Raw genomic sequence first — 17,826 nt, 5'->3', positions numbered from 1 at the left:
GCGCACGGCGGCCCGCTCAGTTCGTCTGCCACCCTCTTCGGCTGTCGATCCGCTCCCACTCCGCGGCCCACTGGGCCAGACGGCGTCGCTCCAGTCCCAGCCGCACCACCCAGACGAGGCCCAGGACCGTCCCGCCGGCGGCCGCCGCCGCCAGCACACCGCCCGAGACGGCGTGCAGCCGGCTCTCGACCTCGGTCAGCGGCTCGGCCGTGACGCGGCCCTTGCCGTCCGTCCACACGGGGACCGTGCTCCCGGACGGCGCCTTGGGCGCCACCCTGACCTCGTCGGTGTACGTCCGGCCGTCCGGCGCGGTCCAGCGCACCGTCGCCCAGACGCGGTGGTCGGTCGTCGCCCGCGCGGCGACCCGGTCCTTCGCGTCCTCGACCAGCACGGCCGAGACCTGGCGGTTCTGCACCCGCTGGCGTGCGGCCTCCGCCTCGACGGCGTCCGCCGTCGCGAAGCCCGCGACCAGGCCGCCCAGCAGGGCGCACACCCAGGCGGCGAGGACGATCCACGCCTCGACGAGGTCGCTGCGGCGCCTGAGCGGATTCCGCCGCCACCTCCACAGACGCACCCTTCGACACTGTGGCGCAGCCATCGGCCGACACCCCCTCGTGAGCATCGACAGCCCGCTTCCAGTGTGCGCCCCTCGGAGGCGCCGCGTATGTTTCGCGTCCGGGTTCTGGCTTGCGCCCGACCGGTGTACGACCCTGGGCACAGGTACGTTTCCGCGGATGAGGAGCCGACCGTGCGCGCTCGTGACCTGGCGGTCGAATACGAGACGGTGAGCGTCGACAGCGACGCCATGGAGGCGGCCCGGCTGATGGCCGAGCACAGGCTGCCGGGCCTGCTGGTCCTCGACGAGCGGGGGGAGCCGAGGGCCATCCTGCCCGCCTCCCAGATGATCAAGGTGCTGGTGCCCGCCTATGTGATCGAGGATCCGACGCTCGCCTCCGTGGTGGACGAAAAGCACGCGGACCGGCTCTGCCAGGCGCTGGCGGGCCGCCGGGTCGGGGACTGCCTGCCCAGCAAGGTGGATCCGCCGCCGATCGCCGACCCCGACGACACCGCGCTGGAGGTGGCCGCGCTCATGGCCCGGGTGCGCAGCCCCTTGGTGGCGGTGGCGCGGAAGGCGAAGGCGGGGCCGGGCGGCGGGCGGGGGCGCGGACACGCGCACGGACGCGGGCACGGTCACGGGGACCGGGACGGTCACGGGGACCGGGACGGTCACGGGCCCACCCAGCTCCTCGGCGTGATCACCGCCTCGCATCTCCTGCACGAACTGCTCGGCGCCGCGGAGCCACCGGTCGCGCCCTGATCACCACCGGTACGCGCCGCGGACGACCGTCGGGCACGGCGGACAGCCGTGGCGGTGACCGCGGTGGCGACCGGTGGCGACCGTGGTGGCCGACGGCCTCGTGGTGAGGATCTTCGGAGACGCGGCGGAGCGGCCGACGTCGGTGGGGCCGGTGAGGGCTCCAGGCCCGCGCGGTACTCGTGAAGCGGGCGTGCCGACGATTTTCGGGGCTGACGTATACCCCCTAGGGGTATAGACTGGCGTGCGTGAGGCCCCGACCGAGGCCACACTGGATGGGATTGGGGATGAAGGTCATGGACCACAGCGCTCATCACACCGACACCACGCACGGCCACACCGCCCACGACGGTCAGGGGCACGTCGCCCACCAGGGGCACGGTCAGGCCGGGCACGACGGTCACGGTCCCGCCGGGCACACCGTGGCCCACGGTGCTCACGCGGGGGCGTCCTGGGGCACGGCGGTGAAGGCGACCCTGCACTGCCTGACCGGCTGCGCCATCGGCGAGATCCTCGGCATGGTCATCGGCACCGCGCTGCTCTGGGGCAACGTGCCCACCATGGCCCTGGCGATCGCGCTGGCGTTCCTCTTCGGCTACTCGTTCACCCTGTTCGCGGTGGTCCGGGCCGGGCTGTCCCTCAAGGCCGCGATCAAGGTGGCGCTGGCCGCCGACACCCTCTCGATCGCCGTGATGGAGTTCGTCGACAACGCCATCATCGCCCTCACGCCGGGCGCGATGGACGCCCACCTGTCGGACGGACTGTTCTGGTCGGCCCTGCTGGGCGGGTTCGCCGTCGCCTTCCTGATCACCACCCCGGTCAACAAGTGGATGATCGGCCGGGGCAAGGGCCACGCGGTCGTGCACGCCTACCACTGACACCGCCCCGCTCGGTCGTTCCGCAGGGCGGTGAACCCGGGCACCGACACGGACGTACTCCATGTGGACACCACCGTCGCGCCCGCGTCACAGCCCCCACCTAGGATGAGGCCCGTGAACCGTTCCGAGCAGCGCACCGCCCGACCGCCCGCGCGGCGGTGGCGGGCGCTGCTCGTGCTGGGGCTGCTGGCAGGGCTGCTGGGCATGCACGGTCTGGCGCCCGGCGGTGCCATGCCGGAGCACTCGCACGCGGAGCCCGTGACGGCCACCGCCACGGCGGCCGCCGCCCACGACGGCTGCTCCGGACACGGGGACTGCGGCGGGAACCCCGTCCACCACGCCGATCCGACCTGTGTGTCGGCCGGGGTGAGCGGCGGGCCGGTGCTGCCCGCGCTCGTTCCCGACGCGGTCGCCGTACCCGTACACGCCGACGCGGTGTGCCCGTACGCGGCCGTCGCCCCGGACGGCGCCCGCGCGCCACCGTCCCTGGCGGAACTCCAACTCCTGCGGATCTAGACACCGCTCACCGCACCGCGTCGCACGACCTCCGTGACGTGGCGCACCGGCCTGTCGACATCCCTTTCACCGAGCAGGAGTTCACGCATGACCACCACCCGTACCCTGACGCGCCGCCCCGCCCTGACGCGCCGTGCCGCCCTTGCGGCCTCGGCCGTCACCGCCGCACTCGTCCTCGCCGCCTGTGGAAACGACGACGGCGGCAGCGCCGCCGGCAGCGGGCACGCGGGCCACAGCGCCTCGTCGTCCGCGAGCGCCGACGCCACCGCCGGCGCGCACAACGCCCAGGACGTCGCCTTCGCGCAGGGCATGATCCCGCACCACCAGCAGGCCCTGGAGATGGCGCGGCTCGCCGCCGACCGGGCCTCGTCCCCCCAGGTCGTGGACCTCGCCTCCCGGATCGAGAAGGCCCAGGACCCGGAGATCAGGACGATGAGCGGCTGGCTGAAGGCGTGGGGCGAGGACGTGCCGGCGTCCGGTGGCGCCACGGAGTCGTCGATGCCGGGCATGGACCACTCGGCGCACTCCGGCATGCCCGGGATGATGGACGGCGAGGACATGGAGAAGCTGGAGAAGGCCTCCGGTAAGGCCTTCGACACCATGTTCCTGACCATGATGATCGAGCACCACGAAGGTGCCGTCGAGATGGCCACCACCCAGAAGAGCAAGGGTGAGTACGGGCCCGCCACGGCGATGGCCGACGACATCGTCACCGCGCAGACCGCCGAGATCACCGAGATGAACAAGCTTCTCGGCAAGAACTGACGCCCCCGGGAGGGGCGAGGCCCGTGCCGCCGTGCCGGCCACCGGTCTCCCCCTCCCGCCCCTCGGCAGCCCGGCCTCGGCCCGGCGCGCCCGACGGGCGGTCACCCGGCGGACGCGGCGCCGCCCCCTCGGGCGATCTCGTCCGGGTGGGTCCGGTCGGCGGGAGGCCTGCTGCTGTCGAGCCAGGAGTCGAGGGCGGCGGAGTCGTCCGAGCAGTCGAGTGTGAGGTGGAGCCTGGTCCCCGTGCCCGACGGGTACGCGGGATAACTGCGTTGCTCGCCGCCGGCGAAGAGGTGCCGGAGGGCGTCGGCCACGCGGCGGGCGGCTTCCGGGTGCTCGGAGACGATGCGGACCTCCACCCGGACCCGCTTCCCGGGACCCTTCCCGGACTTTTCGGGCGTGCCGGACATATCAGAACGGGGTGCGGTGTCGGATGCCATGCGGCGGAACCTACCCCGGACCCGGACGGCCCGCGTTGCCCAGCGCCCGAGGACGAGACCGGCCCGGTCACCGGTGTACGACGTGCCCTCGGTCACGTCCACGCTACTCCCGGGGCCGGGGCGACGACGGGAGCGGGAACGCGACGGGTCGGTGTTCGCACGCGGGACTGTTCCGCGCGATGGCGGCAATCTGTCACGGCAGCAGCACATATCCGCGCCCGGCGGAGTTAGGGTTGTGGCACCAGGCAGATGGTGCTGAGTCTTCGGAGCACGGGTGCCGAGCACGCCCGGGTCCCTCGCCGCGTCCCCGAAACGAAGGTGCCATGCCCGCTGAGAACCCCCCTGCCGTCGGCAACCTCGACAACGACGACTACCCCGCCTACACCATGGGGCGAGCCGCCGACATCCTCGGCACCACCCCCGCTTTCCTGCGGGCCCTCGGCGAGGCCAAGCTGATCACACCCCTGCGCTCGGAAGGCGGCCACCGGCGTTACTCCCGCTACCAGCTGCGGATCGCCGGCCGCGCCCGGGAGCTCGTCGGCCAGGGCACCCCCATCGAGGCCGCGTGCCGCATCATCATCCTCGAGGACCAGCTCGACGAGGCCCTCCGCCTGAACGAGGAAATGCGCGAGAAGCTGGGCGGGCGCGGTACGGATATCTAGTGCCGCCACCACAGAAATTCCCGCGGCCACGGGATGGGGGCCGGGAAACGCGTGGGGTTTTCGGCTGACGTGTGTTAGCGTGATACCAGTTGCAGTTTTGGTTACCAGAGACTTGTTTCTTTGCGGCGCTTTCCGGGTCTTTCCGGAGGGGTGATCATCGCGGCGACTCGGTATCCGTAAAGTGCGGATACCGGCACTGCCCCCAAGGGAGATTCAATATGGCATCTGGCACCGTGAAGTGGTTCAACGCGGAAAAGGGCTTCGGCTTCATCGAGCAGGACGGCGGCGGCGCTGACGTGTTCGCCCACTACTCGAACATCGCCACCTCCGGCTTCCGCGAGCTTCAGGAGGGCCAGAAGGTGACCTTCGACGTCACGCAGGGCCAGAAGGGCCCGCAGGCCGAGAACATCGTTCCCGCCTGACGCTGACGCGAACCAATGTGGCTGGGGCCCGCACTCTCGGGGTGCGGGCCCCAGCCACATTGTTTTCCCGTAACACGGCCAGGACTGGCCTTTTTTTTCGCGTTTCTTCGGCTCATTCTTGCGAATCCTCGTGCGGCTCTGCACCGCCGGAAGGAATTCCTCGATACGTGCCGCATCGAGGAAGGTTCCCCATGAACCCCGCACGTAGCACCGCTCGGGGCAACAACCGCTTCCGCACGCAGGACACCCGTCGGCAGGGCGCCCGCCCGGCCACCCGGCGCACGAACGGCCAGGGATCCCGGCCCCCCGCGCGCCGCGGGGAGTTCGCCCTGCCGGCCACCCTCACCGAGGCGCTGCCGGCGGTCGAGGCGTTCGCCGAGCTCGACATGCCCGCGCCGCTGCTGACCGCGCTCCGGTCCGAAGGCGTGACCGTGCCCTTCCCGATCCAGGCGGCGACGCTGCCGAACGCGCTGGCGGGCCGGGACGTCCTGGGCCGCGGGCGCACCGGTTCGGGCAAGACGCTCGCCTTCGGCCTGCCCCTGCTGGCCCGGATGGACGGACAGCGCGCCGAACCCCGGCAGCCCCTCGCCCTCGTCCTCGTCCCCACCCGGGAACTGGCCCAGCAGGTCACCGACGCGCTCACCCCCTACGCCCGGGCGCTGCGTCTGCGGCTCGCCACGGTGGTGGGCGGCATGTCGATCGGCCGGCAGGCCAGCGTCCTGCGCGGCGGCGCCGAGGTCGTCGTGGCGACACCCGGCCGTCTCAAGGACCTCATCGACCGGGGCGACTGCCGTCTGGACCGGGTCGCCGTCACCGTCCTGGACGAAGCCGACCAGATGGCCGACATGGGCTTCATGCCGCAGGTCACCGCCCTGCTCGACCAGGTGGACCCGGGCGGCCAGCGGCTGCTGTTCTCGGCCACGCTCGACCGCAACGTCGACCTCCTGGTCCGTCGCTACCTGCACGACCCCGTGGTGCACTCGGTCGACCCGCCCGTGGGCGCCGTCACCACCATGGAGCACCACCTGCTGCACGTGCACGACGCCGACAAGCACGCCACCGCCACGGAGATCGCCGCCCGCGACGGACGAGTGATCATGTTCCTGGACACCAAGCACGCCGCGGACCGGCTGGCCAAGCACCTGCTGTCCGTCGGTGTGCGCGCCTCGGCCCTGCACGGAGGCAAGTCCCAGCCGCAGCGCACGCGCACGCTCGCCCAGTTCAAGGACGGCCACATCACCGTCCTGGTGGCCACCAACGTCGCGGCCCGCGGCATCCACGTCGACAACCTCGACCTCGTGGTGAACGTCGACCCGCCCGGCGACCACAAGGACTACCTGCACCGCGGCGGACGTACCGCCCGGGCCGGCGAGTCCGGCACCGTCGTCACCCTCGTCCTGCCGCACCAGCGGCGCGCCGTGGACCGTCTGATGGCCGACGCCGGCATCACCGCCCGCACCGCCCGGGTCCGCCCGGGCGAGGCCGAGCTGATCCGCATCACCGGCGCCCGGACCCCGTCGGGAGTGCCCGTCGTACTCGCCGCCCCGGTCGCCGAACGCCCCAAGCGCGCCGGGGCCGCCGGCCGCGGTCGGAGCGGACGGGCCGGCCGGGGCCGTCGTTCCTCCCCGAACGCCGCCCGCTAGGCCGGCCCCGACGAAGCGAGCAGCCTTGCCGAGAGACGCCTTGCCGAGAGACGCCGTGCACGCGGAGGAGAAGCCCTTGACGCCCGTTCCGACCCTGCCCCACTGGGCCGACCAGGCCTACGGCACCGGCCTGACCGCCCGTGACGCCATGGACGTTCCCGGACCGCAGGTCGACGACCGCATGACGGTGGACGTGGCCCTGTCGGTCCTCATCGGCGCCCGGGTCCCGCACCTGCTCGTGCGGGACGACGACGGCCGCTGCTGCGGCCTGGTCACCCGGGCCCAGCTCGCCGCCCACCGCGGCGGCTCGTGGTACAGCGACCGGACGCGGCTGCGGGACATCCCCCTCGACCGCGGCCCGTTCACCTCCTCCGCGGCGGGCCTCGGCGACGCCGAGGCCGCCATGCGGGTCCGGACACTGGACGTGTCCCCCGTGGTCGACGCGCAGGGCTACGCCCTGGGCGTCCTCGCGCTCACCCCCTGACCGCTCGCGCGCGGTCGCCCCTCCGGCGTTCCTCCCACACCCTGTTGAGGCATCATGCGCTGTGTCATCGCACGTTTCCCCTTCGACCTGATCAAGAGCGAGGTCGAGCAGTCGATGGAGGGCATCACGCCCGAGCCCGTCACCGGAGTGTCGGTGACCATCGGCCGCCGCAAGTACCCCGTCAAGCAGGTCGGGGAAGTGATCACCAAGCAGGACCGGCGCGACTTCACCGCGCACGAGATGCGCAGGGCGCTGACCCGGCTCGGCTTCACCTGCCACGACGCCCCCGCGGTCACGCCGGCCCCGGAGGTCCCCTCCGGAGCGGCCCCGTGGATCAGGTAACCCCTGTTTCGTGCCCCGCGCCGTCGGCCCACTCGACTAGGCTCCTCAGGCATGTCGCACCCTGACGATCTGCTCGTGGACATCGCCGCGCTGGTGGAGTCGGAGCACAGCAGTCGGATGTCCCTGACCGTGGTGGTCCCCGGAGCCGTCATCACCGGCCGGCTGGCCCCGGAAGCCATGTGGAAGGAGCGCGTGGCCGAAGTGCTGCGCGACTCCGCGGACCTGGGGCACTTCGCCGCAGCGTTCACCGCGGCCGACGACAGCGGCGCCGCACCGGAGGACGGGAACCGGCCCACGCACCTGCACTTCCATGTCGCCCGGATCCTCCAGGGCAGCTTCGGCATCCCCGACACCGGTGGCATGTACCGCGTCGCGTTGCGGGACGTGAGTGCCTGGACGGTCGGGGACATCGGCTACTCGGACCAGTGAGCCGAATCGGCGGCCGGACGTAGTCCGGCTTCACCGCGGACGGCCGGGTGCCGTCCGGGACGGGACGGGATCGCACCATGGACGTGACCGCGCGCACCTACCGGATGCCCCTGCCCCGGCTGACGCTCTCCCCGGGCGCCGGCCACGGCCCGCTGGACGGCGCCTGGTGGCCCCGCTGCGACGCGCTGGAACTGGAGCTGCCGGCGCTGGTCGGCTCGCTCGACCCGGGTCTGGGCACCGTCACCCGGGTCACCGTGGACACCGCCGCCTGGCCGGACGCCCCGCGAACGGTCCTGGCCCCCGGCCACGCGATCGAAGTGGCCCTGACGGACGTCGATGTCGAGGCGCACGCCATCACCCTGGACTGCGGCACCGTGGGGCGCCGGCAGCTGCTGGTCATCCCGCCCGGCGAGTCCGTCGCGGCGGCCACCTGGCTGCTGACCGTCGCCGCCGATCCGCGCAACGCGCTGAACGCCCCGCATATGCTGGCCCTCGCCGAGTCCGGCTTCGACGACGAGGCCGACCGGCGGCGGGACGGAGGTCCCGGCATCTGGTGACACGGCGGCGAAGACGCCCTCCCCGCGCAGACCCCCCAGGAGAGTCGCGCACGGTCAGCCGGTCTCCCGCGCGGTGGGGTCGAAGCGGTAGCCCACGCCCCACACGGTCTGGATCAGGCGGGGTCGTGCCGGGTCGTCCTCGACCTTTCCGCGCAGCCGGCGGACGTGGACGGTGACGGTCGACAGGTCGCCGAAGTCCCAGCCCCACACCTCCCGCATCAGGTCCTCGCGGCCGTACGCCCGTCCCGGGTGCCGCAGGAAGAAGGCGAGGAGGTCGAACTCGCGCAGGGTGAGGGCGAGTTCGGTGCCGTTCTTGGTGGCGCGGCGGGCGGTGGGGTCGACGGTCAGGCCGGCCGCGCCCAGCGGGTGCGCGGCCGCGGCGGGCCGGGTGCGGCGCAGCACCGACTCCACGCGCAGGACGAGTTCGCGCGGGCTGAACGGCTTGGTGACGTAGTCGTCGGCGCCCACCTCCAGACCGAGGATGCGGTCGTCCTCGTCGCCTCGGGCGGTGAGCATGATGACCGGCACGGGGCCCTGGCCGCGCAGCCGGCGGCACACCTCCAGGCCGTCCATGCCGGGCAGCATCAGGTCCAGCACCACCAGGTCGGGCCGGTGCGCGGCGGCCCGGGCGAGGGCCGTGGGGCCGTCGTCGGCACGGTCGACGACGTAACCGGCCCGGTCCAGGTATCCGGCGACGACCTCCGCGACCGTGGGGTCGTCGTCGACGACCAGGACCCGGGCGGAGGCCGTGCGCGGGGCCGGTGACTCGTACGGCTGCTGCATGCGTCCAGCCTCGCACCGCGCCCCCGGTCCGTGCCGCCGCCCGGGGTTCCGCGCGCCCGGACGTCCGCGTTTCGTAAGGAGCCGAAGCCCGGTATGTCCTATTGGCGTTCGTAGGGTGAGAGCCGTGACCACCACACCGCAGGACGTCGACGTCGTGCTCCCCTGCCTGAACGAGGCCGAGGCCCTCCCCTGGGTGCTGGCCCGGATCCCGGCCGGCTGGCGCGCCCTGGTCGTGGACAACGGCTCCACCGACGGTTCGGCCGACGTGGCCCGCGCGCTGGGCGCGACCGTCGTCCACGAGCCGCGCCGGGGCTTCGGCGCCGCCTGCCACACCGGGCTGACCGCCGCCACCGCCGACGTCGTGTGCTTCTGCGACTGCGACGCCTCCCTCGACCCGGGGCTGCTCGTGCCCTTCGTGCGGGAGGTCCGGGCCGGTGCCGCCGATCTGGTGCTCGGGCGCAGACGGCCGCACGGCCGGGGCGCCTGGCCCGCGCACGCCCGGGCCGGGAACCTCGCGCTCGCCCGGCTGCTGCGCCGCCGGACCGGTCTGCGGCTGCACGACCTCGGCCCGCTGCGCGCCGCCCGCCGCGAGCCGCTGCTCGCCCTCGGCCTCACCGACCGGCGCAGCGGCTACCCGCTGGAGATGGTGGTGCGTGCCGCCGACGCGGGCTGGCGGATCACCGAGCACGACGTCCCGTATCTGCCGCGTACCGGCGCCTCGAAGGTGACGGGCACCTGGCGCGGCACCTGGCGGGCGGTGCGGGACATGAGCCGCGTGCTGAACGAAGCCCCCGTGCACGAGGGAGGGACCGCCCGGTGACCACACTCCTCGTCATCGCCAAGGAGCCGCTGCCCGGCCGGGTCAAGACGCGGCTCACCCCGCCGTTCACACCGCGGGAGGCGGCGGCCCTCGCCGAGGCCGCCCTGGCCGACACGCTGCGGGCCGTGGCCGCGACGCCGGCCCGCCGGCGGGTGCTGGTGCTCGACGGGCGGCCGGGCCCGTGGCTCCCGTCCGGCTTCGACGTCGTACCGCAGTGCGCCGGCGGGCTCGACGAGCGGCTCGCGGACGCCTTCGCCCGGTGCGACGGGCCCGCCCTGCTGATCGGGATGGACACCCCGCAGGTGACGCCGGAGCTGCTCACCGTGGACTTCGCCGACTGCGACGGGTACTTCGGGCCGGCCGAGGACGGCGGCTTCTGGGCCCTCGGGCTGGCCGAGCCCGATCCGGGTCTGCTGCGGGGGGTGCCCATGTCGACCGCGGTGACGGGGGCCGTGCAGCGGGAGCGGCTCGTGCGGGCCGGGCTGCGGGTGCGGGACCTGCCGCGCCTGCGCGACGTCGACACCGCCGCCGACGCCCGGGCCGTCGCCGCGCTGGCCCCGCACGGCCGGTTCGCCGCGCGGCTGGCCCGGTTCACGGCGGCGGCGAGCCGATGAGCACGACGGTCCCGCCGGCCCCGTCTCCGTGGGCCGTCTCCGATCCCTACGCCGCCGCCCTGCGGGCCGGCCGTGGCCCGCTGTTCCTGCGCCGCGGCGACGGCCGGCTGCTGCCGCTGGAGGTGGAACGCTGGTGCGGGCGCGCCGACGCGGTCGACCGGGCGGTGCTGGACCGGTGCGAGGGGGCCGTGCTGGACGTGGGCTGCGGGCCCGGCCGGCTGGTGGCGGAACTCGCCGCCCGGGGCCGTACCGTCCTCGGCATCGACGTCAGCGAGGCCGCCGTCGCCCACACGGTACGGCTCGGCGGGCAGGCGCTGCGGCGCTCCGTGTTCGACCCGCTGCCGGGGACGGGGCGCTGGGGCACCGTCCTGCTCATGGACGGCAACGTCGGCATCGGCGGCGAGCCCCGCGCCCTGCTGGACCGCGCGGCCGCGCTGCTCGCTCCCGGCGGCCTGCTGGTGGCCGAGACCGCGCCGGTGGACGTGGACGAACGCGCCCAGGTGCAGCTGGTCGACGCCACCGGCACCCGCGCCGCCGGCCGCCCCTTCCCGTGGGCGCGGCTCGGCACGCCGGCCCTGCTCGGGCACGCGGCCCGGGCGGGCTGGCGGGCCGCCGATCAGTGGACGGCGGGCGGCCGCCGCTTCGTGGCCCTGCGCAGCCGCAGCGCCAGCAGCAGCGCGGAAACGCCGAAGAGTACGGCCGTGATCAGCAGCCAGCGGACCAGGAAGCCGTCCGCCGACAGCCCCGCGCCCAACCGGTAGCGCCGGTCCGCCCGGCCGCTGATCAGCGGGAACCACACGAGCAGGAGCAGGCCGGAGAAGGCCGCCGGCACGCGCACGTACGGGGTCCACTCCCGGTGCCCGGCCGCGCCCAGCCCTCGTACGACCGCACGGTCGGCCGCCGCGTACAGGGGCAGCAGCACCAGGTCGTGCAGCAGCGCCGCCCCCACGAACCACAGGGCCACCCCGAACCAGTCGTCGGCGAACAGCCGGACGCCCGCGTAGGCGGCGAGCGCGAACGAGCAGGCCAGCAGGAGGAGTTGGAGAGGGCTGCCGATCACGAGCCGGCGGCGGGTCGGTCGCATCACAGGTCTCCGAACGTCATGCGGGCCACCCACTTGGTGTTCAGCACGCCGGGTGCGGCGGGCACGATGATCCGGGCCGGGTAGCCGTGATCGGGGCTCAGATCCTCGCCGTTGACGGACAGGGCGAGCAGGGAACGCGGGTCTGCGACCTGGTTGGCGCGCAGGGCGGCGCGGCGGAAGGCGCCGCGCCGCTGGAGGGATTCCACGAAGAGGTCCGGTGGGTCCCCGTCGTGTCCCACGAGTGCGGCGAGGTCCCGCAGCCGTACGCCCCGCCACCACTGGTCGGACGTCGACCAGCCCTCGACGCAGGCGATGGGCAGCGACGAACTGTGCGCGGGGAGCCGGAGGAGGTCGGCACGGCTGAGGCGGACGGTTCCGGTACGGCCGGTGAGCACGAGCCGCCACGCGTCCTCGCTCGTCGCCGCCGCGGTGATGCCCGCGTAACGGGCCGTCTTGTTGATCTGGAAGCCGTTCGGGCCGCTGCCCGGGTCGGGGCCGCCGTGCGGGGTGAGCAGGGCGGTCTCCCGCAGCGGCCCGTCGAAGCTGCGGCCGGCGCTCGTGCCGAACAGCAGCAGCGAGCCGCCGCCGACCAGCCACAGCGCCCCGCGCCGGGAGACCGTGGGCGGGCCGGGGCGGGGCGACACCAACGAGTCGCCGGGATCACCGCCCTCGCCGCCGTCGTCCCCGCCGCGCACGTCCCCGCCCACGCCGCCGCCCTCCTCCCGCATCCGCCGCACGTTCCGCACGGCCGCCGGCGCCTTCAGGACGGCGTGGACGACGAACGCGGTGAAGAACACCCATGCGCCGTAGAAGTGCAGCGGGTAGAAGGAGCCGGGGAAGACGTAGTCCAGCTGGACGTTGAGGACCCCGGTCACGAACTCGAACAGCGCTCCCCCGACCAGCAGGAGCAGGGAGATCCGTTCCAGCGCGTGGGCGAGCGAGCGGGCCGGCGGCAGCGCGAACAGCCTGGGCACGACCGACCACAGCTTGGCCAGCAGCACGGGGATCAGGGTGATGCCGAGGGTGACGTGGACGCCCTGGGTGAGCCGGTACAGCCAGTGCGGGTCGGTCGGCCAGGCGAAGAGGTAGAAGCCCAGGATCCCCTTGTCCGGTGTCTTGTCGTTCACCGGGGACAGGTCCGGGTTGTAGGCGGCGTACGAGACGAGTCCCGTCACGAACAGCACGGTGATGCCGGCGAGCAGCACCAGGCCGAGCACGGAGGTGAACCAGGGGCCGCGCAGGGGGCTGCGCCAGAAGCCGGGCGAGGTGGGGAGCCGTGGGACGTCGGGGTCGCGCATGTCCCGACGGTAGGCCGGGACACCCCCGGGACGGGGTGCGCGACCCATGACGAAACGCTGACGTCCGGCCCGGACGACGCCGCGCGGCCCACCGCCCGGCCTAGCGTGCCGCTGTGACCCGCACCCACCGCCGCGATCTGTACGCCGTCCTGGCCGCCGCCCTGCTCGTCACCGCGGCCGTACTGGTCGGCCGCCACATCGAGCGCACCCATCACACCCTGCACGTCAACTGGCCCCCGCTGCTGGGCTCCTGGGGGCCGCACGCCGGCCCCGGCACCCCGGCCGCCCTGCTGGTGGCGGTGGCCGTGGTGGCGTACGGACCGGTCCTCGCCGCCCGCCTGCCCTGGCGGGCCCTGCTCACGGCGGTCTGGGGGACCACCACGGCGTGGATCCTCTCCCTCGCCCTGATCGACGGCTGGCAGCGGGGCATCGCCGGCCGGCTCACCACCCGCCATGAATACCTCCAGGTCATCGACCGCTTCCACGACATCCCCGGCGCCCTGGGCGACTTCACCGGGCACATCCTGCTCGACTCCCCCGACAACTGGCCCGCGCACGTCGCCGGTCACCCGCCGGCCGCCACGCTCACCTTCGTCCTGCTCGACCGGCTCGGGCTGGGCGGCGGTGGCTGGGCGGGGACGTGGTGCGTCGTCGTCGGCGCGACGGCGGGCGTGGCCGTGCTGGTCGCGGTGCGGGCACTGGCCGACGAGGGGCTCGCCCGGCGGGCGGCGCCGTTCCTGGTGCTGGCCCCGGCCGCCGTGTGGATGGGCACGTCGGCCGACGCGTACTTCGCGGCGGTCGCCGCCTGGGCGGTGGCGCTGCTGGCCCTCGCGGTCACCGGACGGTCGCCGGGCCGCGCGGCGGCCTCCGGACTCCTGTTCGGGCTCACCTGCTACCTCTCCTACGGCCTCACCCTCTTCGCGCTGATCGGTGCGGCGGTGCTGCTGCTCGGCCGGCGCCACGTCCGGGAGCGCCCGGTGCTGCTCGCCTGGCTGCTCGCCGGGGTGGCCGTCGTACCGACGGCGTTCACCCTGGCCGGGTTCGACTGGTGGGAGGCGTACCACCTGCTGGTCACCCGCTACTACCAGGGCGCGGGCGGCGTCCGCCCGTACGGCTACTGGGTATGGGCGAATCTTGCCTGCACGGTGCTGATCACGGGCCTGGCGACGGCGGCGGGGCTGCGGCGCACCGGCGCCGTGCTGCTGCGGCCGCGCACCGAGCCGGGCGGTCGCGTCCACCTCTCTCTCCTCGTGGCCGCCGCCGTGCTCGCCCTCCTCGTCGCCGACCTGTCCGGCATGAGCAAGGCCGAGACGGAACGCATCTGGCTCCCCTTCGCGCTGTGGCTGCTCCCGTCCTGCGCGTTCCTCACCCGCCCCCGCGCCTGGCTGACCGCCCAGGCGGTGCTCGCGCTGCTCCTCAACCATCTGCTGCGCACCGGGTGGTGACCCGGGGCGGGAGCGCGGAAGCTGAAGCCATGACCGTCGACGTGACGGCCGAGCGGGTCGTCCCGCTGCCGCCCGACCGCGTGGCCGCCTACGAAGAGGGGTGAGCACGGCGATGGCGTACGACGAAGGCCTGGCGCAGCGCGTCCGCGAACGGCTGGGCACCGACCCGGAGATCGCGGAGAAGCGCATGTTCGGCGGGATCGCGTTCCTCGTCCGCGGCAACATGGCCGTGGGCGTCACCGGCGACGACCTCATGGTCCGGGTCGGCCCGGACGCCACGGACGCGGCGCTCTCCCGGCCGGGCACGCGCGTCTTCGCCATGACCGGCCGCCCCATGCGCGGCTGGGTCCTGGTCGACGGCACCGCGCTCGCCGAGGACGACACGCTCGCCACCTGGATCGACGAGGGGCACGCCTTCGCCGCGTCCCTGCCGGCCAAGTGAGTCGGGCGCGAGCCACGCCCCGAGCGCGATCGCGCCTGCCACTGCCCCTGCCCCTGCCCCTGTGACCGTGACCGTGAGTGTGACTGTGACGCAGGTCACTTTCTGTTGCCGATGACCTCGCGTGCCCCCGCCGGTCCTCCCTACGAGAACACCGCAGCACTCCAGGACGGACGGGACACCACCGACATGACCGCAGCCGTGAAGGGCCCCGCCAGCTACTTCCCCTCCATCGAGAAGAAGTACGGCCGGCCCATAGCGGAGTGGAAGGAAATCATCCGCTCCTCGCCGCTGACCAGGCACATGGAGCTCGTGAACTGGCTGAAGGCCGAGCACGGGCTGGGGCACGGTCACGCCAACGCGCTCGTCGCGCACACGCTCGCGGAGGCCGACGGTCCGCGTTAACCTCCGCCCAGTCGACCGGTTTGACCAGTTAAGGGAGTTTTCATGGCTTCGCTTCTCAACCCGTATCTCAGCTTCGACGGCGACGCCCGGCAGGCGCTGGAGTTCTACCAGGAGGTCTTCGGCGGCACCCTGGCGCTCAACTCCTACGGCGACTTCGGCCAGTCGGACGCCCCGCAGGCCGACAAGGTCATGCACGGCATGCTGGAGACGCCGAACGGCTTCACCCTGATGGGCGCCGACGCCCCGCCCGGCATGGACCTCACCCCCGGCAACACCTTCGCCGTGAGCCTGAGCGGCGACGACGACGCCGAGCTGCGCGGCTACTGGGAGAAGCTGTCCGCCGGCGGCTCGGTGTCCGTGCCGCTCGAGAAGCAGGTGTGGGGCGATGTCTTCGGCATGTGCACCGACCGGTTCGGCGTCCCGTGGATGGTCAACATCATCGCGTCGCAGAGCTGATCGCAGAGCTGATCGCAAAGGTGACCGAAGGCCCCCGGGTCAGGGGGCCGGCGGTGCGGGCGGGGCGGCCTGGACGAGGCCCGTCTGGTAGGCGACGACGACCAGTTGGGCACGGTCGCGCACGCCCAGCTTGGTCATCGCGCGGTGGATGTGGGTCCGTACGGTCAGCGGGCTGAGCACGAGGACCTCGGCGATCTCGGTGTTGGACCGTCCCTCGGCCGCCAGCGCCATCACCTCGCGCTCGCGGCCCGTGAGGTCGGCCAGGCGTTCCGGGGGTGCCAGGTGGGTGCCCGGGGCGGGGGACGCCAGGAACCGCGTGATGAGGGTGCGGGTGGCGCCGGGTGAGAGGAGGGCCTCGCCGGAGGCCACCGTGCGCAGCCCGTCCAGCAGGGTGTCGGCGGTGACGTCCTTGCCGAGGAAGCCGCTGGCACCGGCGCGCAGCGCCTGGGCGACGTAGTCCTCGGTCTCGAAGGTGGTCAGGATCAGGACGCGGGTGGCGGCCAGCTCCGGGTCGGCGCAGATCGCGGAGGTGGCGGCGAGACCGTCCGTGCCCGGCATCCGGATGTCCATGAGGACGATGTCGGGGTGGTGGGCGCGGGTCAGCTCCACCGCCTCAGCGCCGTCGGAGGCCTCGCCGACCACCTCCATGTCGTCGCAGGAGTCGATCAGGATCCGGAAGGTGGCCCGCAGCAGGGCCTGGTCGTCGGCGAGCAGGACACGGATCGTCATGGCGTTCGTTCTTCTTCCGGGGCATGCGAGTGCAGCGGGAGTGCCGTGGTGACTTCGAAACCGCCTTCGGGGCGGCGGCCGGCGCGGAGGTCGCCGCCGACGGACTGGGCGCGTTCCCGCATGCCCATCAGGCCGAAGCCACGGCCCTCCTCGGCGGTCGGAGCGGTGGGGGTGGCCGGTGTGGCGCCGGCGGTCGCGGTTCCGTCGTCGGTGACCGTGATCGTCAGCCGGCTTCCGGAGTAGGCGAGGCGGATGTGCGCCGCCTGCGCGGCGGAGTGCTTGGTGACGTTGGTGAGCGCCTCCTGGACGATCCGGAAGGCCGTCAGGTCCACTCCCGGTGACAGGGGCCGCGGCTGCCCGTCGGTGGTGACCGCTACCTCGAGCCCCGCGGACTCGCACGCCGAGACCAGTTCGGGGAGGCGGTCGAGTCCGGGGGACGGCTCCAGGGATCCGGCGTCCGGGTCGTTCGGCTCGCGCAGCAGGCCGACGGTGGCCTTGAGTTCGCGCAGCGCCGAGGAGGTGGTGCCGGTCAGGTCGTCGAGGATCTTCCGCGTCTGCGCGGGATGAGTGCGGGACAGGTGGGCCGCGGTGCCGGCCTGGGCGTTGGCCAGGGCCAGGTGGTGGGCGACGACGTCGTGCAGCTCGCGGGCGATGCGCATGCGCTCCTCGGCGACCCGCAGCCGCGCCTCCTCCTCACGGGTGCGTTCGGCGTGCTCGGCGCGGGCCTGCACCGCCTGGAGGTAGGCGCGCCGCAGCCGGGTCATGTTGCCGGCGGCCAGGGGCAGCAGCAGCCAGAAGAACGGGCCGATCGTTCTGAGCAGCAGCGACAGGTGGTCCATGGAGTCGGACACCGCCGCCGCGACGACCACCGCCACCATGGTGGTGATGCCGTAGACGCGGGTGGTCCTCCGTTCGGTGAGCGTGGCCAGCCAGTAGAGCGCCGCCATGACGGGAGCCAGCAGCAGGGGGGTGAGCAGATACCCCAACGCGATCGTGATGCTGGTGCAGACCGCCGTCACGACGACGGCGGTGCGCGGGTGGCTGCGGTGCTTCAGCAGGGCGAGGCAGGACACGCCCATGAGGAGGGTGGCGGTGCTGTCCTGGTCCGGCGGGTCGGCACCGGGCAGGGTGAGCAGGCTGCCGAGGGTCGCGCAGCCCATCAGCGGCAGGACCATGGCCAGGTCCACGACGAAGGGGTGTCGGTACGAGAACTCCTCCAGGCGGTCGGCGTAGCGACGCTCCAGGCTGGTGCTCATCGGGCTCTCCGGTCGGTGGGCTGGGTCCATCGTGGACGTCTCCG

The 17,826-nt window shown here is 73.5% G+C and carries 24 protein-coding genes; 18 read left to right on the top strand and 6 right to left on the bottom strand.

Going from position 1 to position 17,826, the window contains the following annotated elements:
• Nucleotides 1-16 precede the first annotated feature (16 nt).
• Entirely contained in the window at nucleotides 17-574 is a 558-nt protein-coding gene (locus ACF1A1_RS06645; protein WP_391646100.1) for a hypothetical protein, read from the bottom strand.
• A gap of 174 nt (nucleotides 575-748) precedes the next feature.
• Between ACF1A1_RS06645 and ACF1A1_RS06640 the strand changes: the two genes are divergently transcribed.
• From ACF1A1_RS06640 to ACF1A1_RS06625, 4 genes are all read left to right on the top strand, one after another.
• Complete coding sequence (locus ACF1A1_RS06640; protein ID WP_391646098.1) at nucleotides 749-1,318, top strand: CBS domain-containing protein; 570 nt, start codon at nucleotides 749-751, stop codon at nucleotides 1,316-1,318.
• Nucleotides 1,319-1,611: 293 nt separating this feature from the next.
• Complete coding sequence (locus tag ACF1A1_RS06635) at nucleotides 1,612-2,193, top strand: DUF4396 domain-containing protein (RefSeq protein WP_391646096.1); 582 nt, start codon at nucleotides 1,612-1,614, stop codon at nucleotides 2,191-2,193.
• Between the two features lie 114 nt (nucleotides 2,194-2,307).
• Nucleotides 2,308-2,709 (top strand): DUF6153 family protein, encoded by a 402-nt coding sequence (locus ACF1A1_RS06630; protein ID WP_391646094.1) that lies wholly within the window; start codon nucleotides 2,308-2,310, stop codon nucleotides 2,707-2,709.
• 87 nt (nucleotides 2,710-2,796) lie between these two features.
• Nucleotides 2,797-3,474: a DUF305 domain-containing protein gene (locus tag ACF1A1_RS06625; RefSeq protein WP_391646092.1), complete on the top strand. Its 678-nt coding sequence runs from the start codon at nucleotides 2,797-2,799 to the stop codon at nucleotides 3,472-3,474.
• Between the two features lie 101 nt (nucleotides 3,475-3,575).
• Here the strand turns inward: ACF1A1_RS06625 and ACF1A1_RS06620 are convergent, their stop codons facing one another.
• The gene (locus ACF1A1_RS06620; RefSeq protein WP_391646090.1) at nucleotides 3,576-3,914 is read right to left on the bottom strand and encodes a hypothetical protein; all 339 of its coding nucleotides are present in this window, start codon (nucleotides 3,912-3,914) and stop codon (nucleotides 3,576-3,578) included.
• Nucleotides 3,915-4,237: 323 nt separating this feature from the next.
• Here ACF1A1_RS06620 and ACF1A1_RS06615 point away from each other — a divergent pair, with 323 nt between their 5' ends.
• The 7 genes from ACF1A1_RS06615 (at nucleotide 4,238) to ACF1A1_RS06585 (ending at nucleotide 8,453) form a co-directional block, all read left to right on the top strand.
• Nucleotides 4,238-4,576, top strand: coding sequence for a MerR family transcriptional regulator (locus ACF1A1_RS06615; protein ID WP_391646088.1), 339 nt, complete (start codon nucleotides 4,238-4,240; stop codon nucleotides 4,574-4,576).
• Between the two features lie 218 nt (nucleotides 4,577-4,794).
• Nucleotides 4,795-4,998: a cold-shock protein gene (locus ACF1A1_RS06610; RefSeq protein WP_007383480.1), complete on the top strand. Its 204-nt coding sequence runs from the start codon at nucleotides 4,795-4,797 to the stop codon at nucleotides 4,996-4,998.
• A 191-nt stretch (nucleotides 4,999-5,189) separates the two neighbouring features.
• Nucleotides 5,190-6,641 (top strand): DEAD/DEAH box helicase, encoded by a 1,452-nt coding sequence (locus ACF1A1_RS06605; protein WP_391646087.1) that lies wholly within the window; start codon nucleotides 5,190-5,192, stop codon nucleotides 6,639-6,641.
• Between the two features lie 148 nt (nucleotides 6,642-6,789).
• Complete coding sequence (locus ACF1A1_RS06600; RefSeq protein ID WP_391646407.1) at nucleotides 6,790-7,125, top strand: CBS domain-containing protein; 336 nt, start codon at nucleotides 6,790-6,792, stop codon at nucleotides 7,123-7,125.
• Between the two features lie 54 nt (nucleotides 7,126-7,179).
• Nucleotides 7,180-7,467, top strand: a complete 288-nt coding sequence (locus ACF1A1_RS06595; protein WP_391646085.1) for an SCO5918 family protein — start codon at nucleotides 7,180-7,182, stop codon at nucleotides 7,465-7,467.
• Nucleotides 7,468-7,518: 51 nt separating this feature from the next.
• Nucleotides 7,519-7,896 carry a hypothetical protein gene (locus ACF1A1_RS06590; RefSeq protein WP_391646083.1) on the top strand — a complete coding sequence of 126 codons (378 nt, stop codon included), beginning with the start codon at nucleotides 7,519-7,521 and terminating at the stop codon, nucleotides 7,894-7,896.
• A 77-nt stretch (nucleotides 7,897-7,973) separates the two neighbouring features.
• Nucleotides 7,974-8,453 carry a DUF5994 family protein gene (locus tag ACF1A1_RS06585; RefSeq protein WP_391646082.1) on the top strand — a complete coding sequence of 160 codons (480 nt, stop codon included), beginning with the start codon at nucleotides 7,974-7,976 and terminating at the stop codon, nucleotides 8,451-8,453.
• A gap of 54 nt (nucleotides 8,454-8,507) precedes the next feature.
• Here ACF1A1_RS06585 and ACF1A1_RS06580 read toward each other — a convergent pair whose 3' ends face one another.
• Nucleotides 8,508-9,236: a response regulator transcription factor gene (locus ACF1A1_RS06580; RefSeq protein WP_391646080.1), complete on the bottom strand. Its 729-nt coding sequence runs from the start codon at nucleotides 9,234-9,236 to the stop codon at nucleotides 8,508-8,510.
• A gap of 115 nt (nucleotides 9,237-9,351) precedes the next feature.
• On the opposite strand from ACF1A1_RS06580, the gene ACF1A1_RS06575 reads away from it, so the two are divergent.
• From ACF1A1_RS06575 to ACF1A1_RS06565, 3 genes are read left to right on the top strand one after another with little or no spacing between them, the layout of a single operon-like run.
• Nucleotides 9,352-10,056: a glycosyltransferase family 2 protein gene (locus ACF1A1_RS06575; RefSeq protein ID WP_391646078.1), complete on the top strand. Its 705-nt coding sequence runs from the start codon at nucleotides 9,352-9,354 to the stop codon at nucleotides 10,054-10,056.
• The gene (locus ACF1A1_RS06570; protein WP_391646076.1) at nucleotides 10,053-10,670 is read left to right on the top strand and encodes a DUF2064 domain-containing protein; all 618 of its coding nucleotides are present in this window, start codon (nucleotides 10,053-10,055) and stop codon (nucleotides 10,668-10,670) included. The genes ACF1A1_RS06575 and ACF1A1_RS06570 overlap by 4 nt, the downstream gene beginning before the upstream one ends.
• Complete coding sequence (locus ACF1A1_RS06565) at nucleotides 10,667-11,431, top strand: class I SAM-dependent methyltransferase (RefSeq protein ID WP_391646074.1); 765 nt, start codon at nucleotides 10,667-10,669, stop codon at nucleotides 11,429-11,431. Before ACF1A1_RS06570 ends, ACF1A1_RS06565 begins: the two co-directional genes overlap by 4 nt.
• A 322-nt stretch (nucleotides 11,432-11,753) precedes the next feature.
• Here ACF1A1_RS06565 and ACF1A1_RS06560 read toward each other — a convergent pair whose 3' ends face one another.
• Nucleotides 11,754-13,052, bottom strand: a complete 1,299-nt coding sequence (locus ACF1A1_RS06560; protein ID WP_391646073.1) for a molybdopterin-dependent oxidoreductase — start codon at nucleotides 13,050-13,052, stop codon at nucleotides 11,754-11,756.
• A gap of 113 nt (nucleotides 13,053-13,165) precedes the next feature.
• Between ACF1A1_RS06560 and ACF1A1_RS06555 the strand changes: the two genes are divergently transcribed.
• The 4 genes from ACF1A1_RS06555 (at nucleotide 13,166) to ACF1A1_RS06540 (ending at nucleotide 15,797) form a co-directional block, all read left to right on the top strand.
• Entirely contained in the window at nucleotides 13,166-14,497 is a 1,332-nt protein-coding gene (locus ACF1A1_RS06555; RefSeq protein WP_391646071.1) for a hypothetical protein, read from the top strand.
• A gap of 112 nt (nucleotides 14,498-14,609) precedes the next feature.
• Nucleotides 14,610-14,939: a TfoX/Sxy family protein gene (locus tag ACF1A1_RS06550; RefSeq protein ID WP_391646069.1), complete on the top strand. Its 330-nt coding sequence runs from the start codon at nucleotides 14,610-14,612 to the stop codon at nucleotides 14,937-14,939.
• Between the two features lie 186 nt (nucleotides 14,940-15,125).
• A complete protein-coding gene (locus tag ACF1A1_RS06545; RefSeq protein WP_391646405.1) occupies nucleotides 15,126-15,341 on the top strand; it encodes a DUF4287 domain-containing protein in 216 nt (71 codons plus the stop codon).
• A 42-nt stretch (nucleotides 15,342-15,383) separates the two neighbouring features.
• The gene (locus tag ACF1A1_RS06540) at nucleotides 15,384-15,797 is read left to right on the top strand and encodes a VOC family protein (protein WP_391646067.1); all 414 of its coding nucleotides are present in this window, start codon (nucleotides 15,384-15,386) and stop codon (nucleotides 15,795-15,797) included.
• A 39-nt stretch (nucleotides 15,798-15,836) separates the two neighbouring features.
• On the opposite strand, the gene ACF1A1_RS06535 is transcribed toward ACF1A1_RS06540, so the two are convergent.
• A complete protein-coding gene (locus ACF1A1_RS06535; protein WP_391646065.1) occupies nucleotides 15,837-16,526 on the bottom strand; it encodes a response regulator in 690 nt (229 codons plus the stop codon).
• Nucleotides 16,523-17,782 (bottom strand): sensor histidine kinase, encoded by a 1,260-nt coding sequence (locus tag ACF1A1_RS06530; RefSeq protein WP_391646063.1) that lies wholly within the window; start codon nucleotides 17,780-17,782, stop codon nucleotides 16,523-16,525. The genes ACF1A1_RS06535 and ACF1A1_RS06530 overlap by 4 nt, the downstream gene beginning before the upstream one ends.
• Between the last annotated feature and the right edge of the window lie 44 nt (nucleotides 17,783-17,826).

Source organism: Streptomyces sp. NPDC014995 (assembly GCF_043080745.1).
Lineage (GTDB): Bacteria > Actinomycetota > Actinomycetes > Streptomycetales > Streptomycetaceae > Streptomyces.
Note: the sequence above shows the minus strand (reverse complement) of the source record. Positions and strands in the feature narration are given on the sequence as shown.

What these genes read in the sequence shown, in the direction of transcription:
- ACF1A1_RS06600 (WP_391646407.1), top strand. Translation starts at nt 6,790, where the DNA reads ATGGACGTTCCCGGACCGCAGGTCGACGACCGCATGACGGTGGACGTG.
- ACF1A1_RS06615 (WP_391646088.1), top strand. Translation starts at nt 4,238, where the DNA reads ATGCCCGCTGAGAACCCCCCTGCCGTCGGCAACCTCGACAACGACGAC.
- ACF1A1_RS06620 (WP_391646090.1), bottom strand. Translation starts at nt 3,914, where the DNA reads ATGGCATCCGACACCGCACCCCGTTCTGATATGTCCGGCACGCCCGAA.
- ACF1A1_RS06560 (WP_391646073.1), bottom strand. Translation starts at nt 13,052, where the DNA reads ATGCGCGACCCCGACGTCCCACGGCTCCCCACCTCGCCCGGCTTCTGG.
- ACF1A1_RS06540 (WP_391646067.1), top strand. Translation starts at nt 15,384, where the DNA reads ATGGCTTCGCTTCTCAACCCGTATCTCAGCTTCGACGGCGACGCCCGG.
- ACF1A1_RS06580 (WP_391646080.1), bottom strand. Translation starts at nt 9,236, where the DNA reads ATGCAGCAGCCGTACGAGTCACCGGCCCCGCGCACGGCCTCCGCCCGG.
- ACF1A1_RS06625 (WP_391646092.1), top strand. Translation starts at nt 2,797, where the DNA reads ATGACCACCACCCGTACCCTGACGCGCCGCCCCGCCCTGACGCGCCGT.
- ACF1A1_RS06610 (WP_007383480.1), top strand. Translation starts at nt 4,795, where the DNA reads ATGGCATCTGGCACCGTGAAGTGGTTCAACGCGGAAAAGGGCTTCGGC.
- ACF1A1_RS06535 (WP_391646065.1), bottom strand. Translation starts at nt 16,526, where the DNA reads ATGACGATCCGTGTCCTGCTCGCCGACGACCAGGCCCTGCTGCGGGCC.
- ACF1A1_RS06565 (WP_391646074.1), top strand. Translation starts at nt 10,667, where the DNA reads ATGAGCACGACGGTCCCGCCGGCCCCGTCTCCGTGGGCCGTCTCCGAT.
- ACF1A1_RS06605 (WP_391646087.1), top strand. Translation starts at nt 5,190, where the DNA reads ATGAACCCCGCACGTAGCACCGCTCGGGGCAACAACCGCTTCCGCACG.
- ACF1A1_RS06550 (WP_391646069.1), top strand. Translation starts at nt 14,610, where the DNA reads ATGGCGTACGACGAAGGCCTGGCGCAGCGCGTCCGCGAACGGCTGGGC.
- ACF1A1_RS06545 (WP_391646405.1), top strand. Translation starts at nt 15,126, where the DNA reads ATGACCGCAGCCGTGAAGGGCCCCGCCAGCTACTTCCCCTCCATCGAG.
- ACF1A1_RS06635 (WP_391646096.1), top strand. Translation starts at nt 1,612, where the DNA reads ATGGACCACAGCGCTCATCACACCGACACCACGCACGGCCACACCGCC.
- ACF1A1_RS06530 (WP_391646063.1), bottom strand. Translation starts at nt 17,782, where the DNA reads ATGAGCACCAGCCTGGAGCGTCGCTACGCCGACCGCCTGGAGGAGTTC.
- ACF1A1_RS06585 (WP_391646082.1), top strand. Translation starts at nt 7,974, where the DNA reads ATGGACGTGACCGCGCGCACCTACCGGATGCCCCTGCCCCGGCTGACG.
- ACF1A1_RS06595 (WP_391646085.1), top strand. Translation starts at nt 7,180, where the DNA reads ATGCGCTGTGTCATCGCACGTTTCCCCTTCGACCTGATCAAGAGCGAG.
- ACF1A1_RS06590 (WP_391646083.1), top strand. Translation starts at nt 7,519, where the DNA reads ATGTCGCACCCTGACGATCTGCTCGTGGACATCGCCGCGCTGGTGGAG.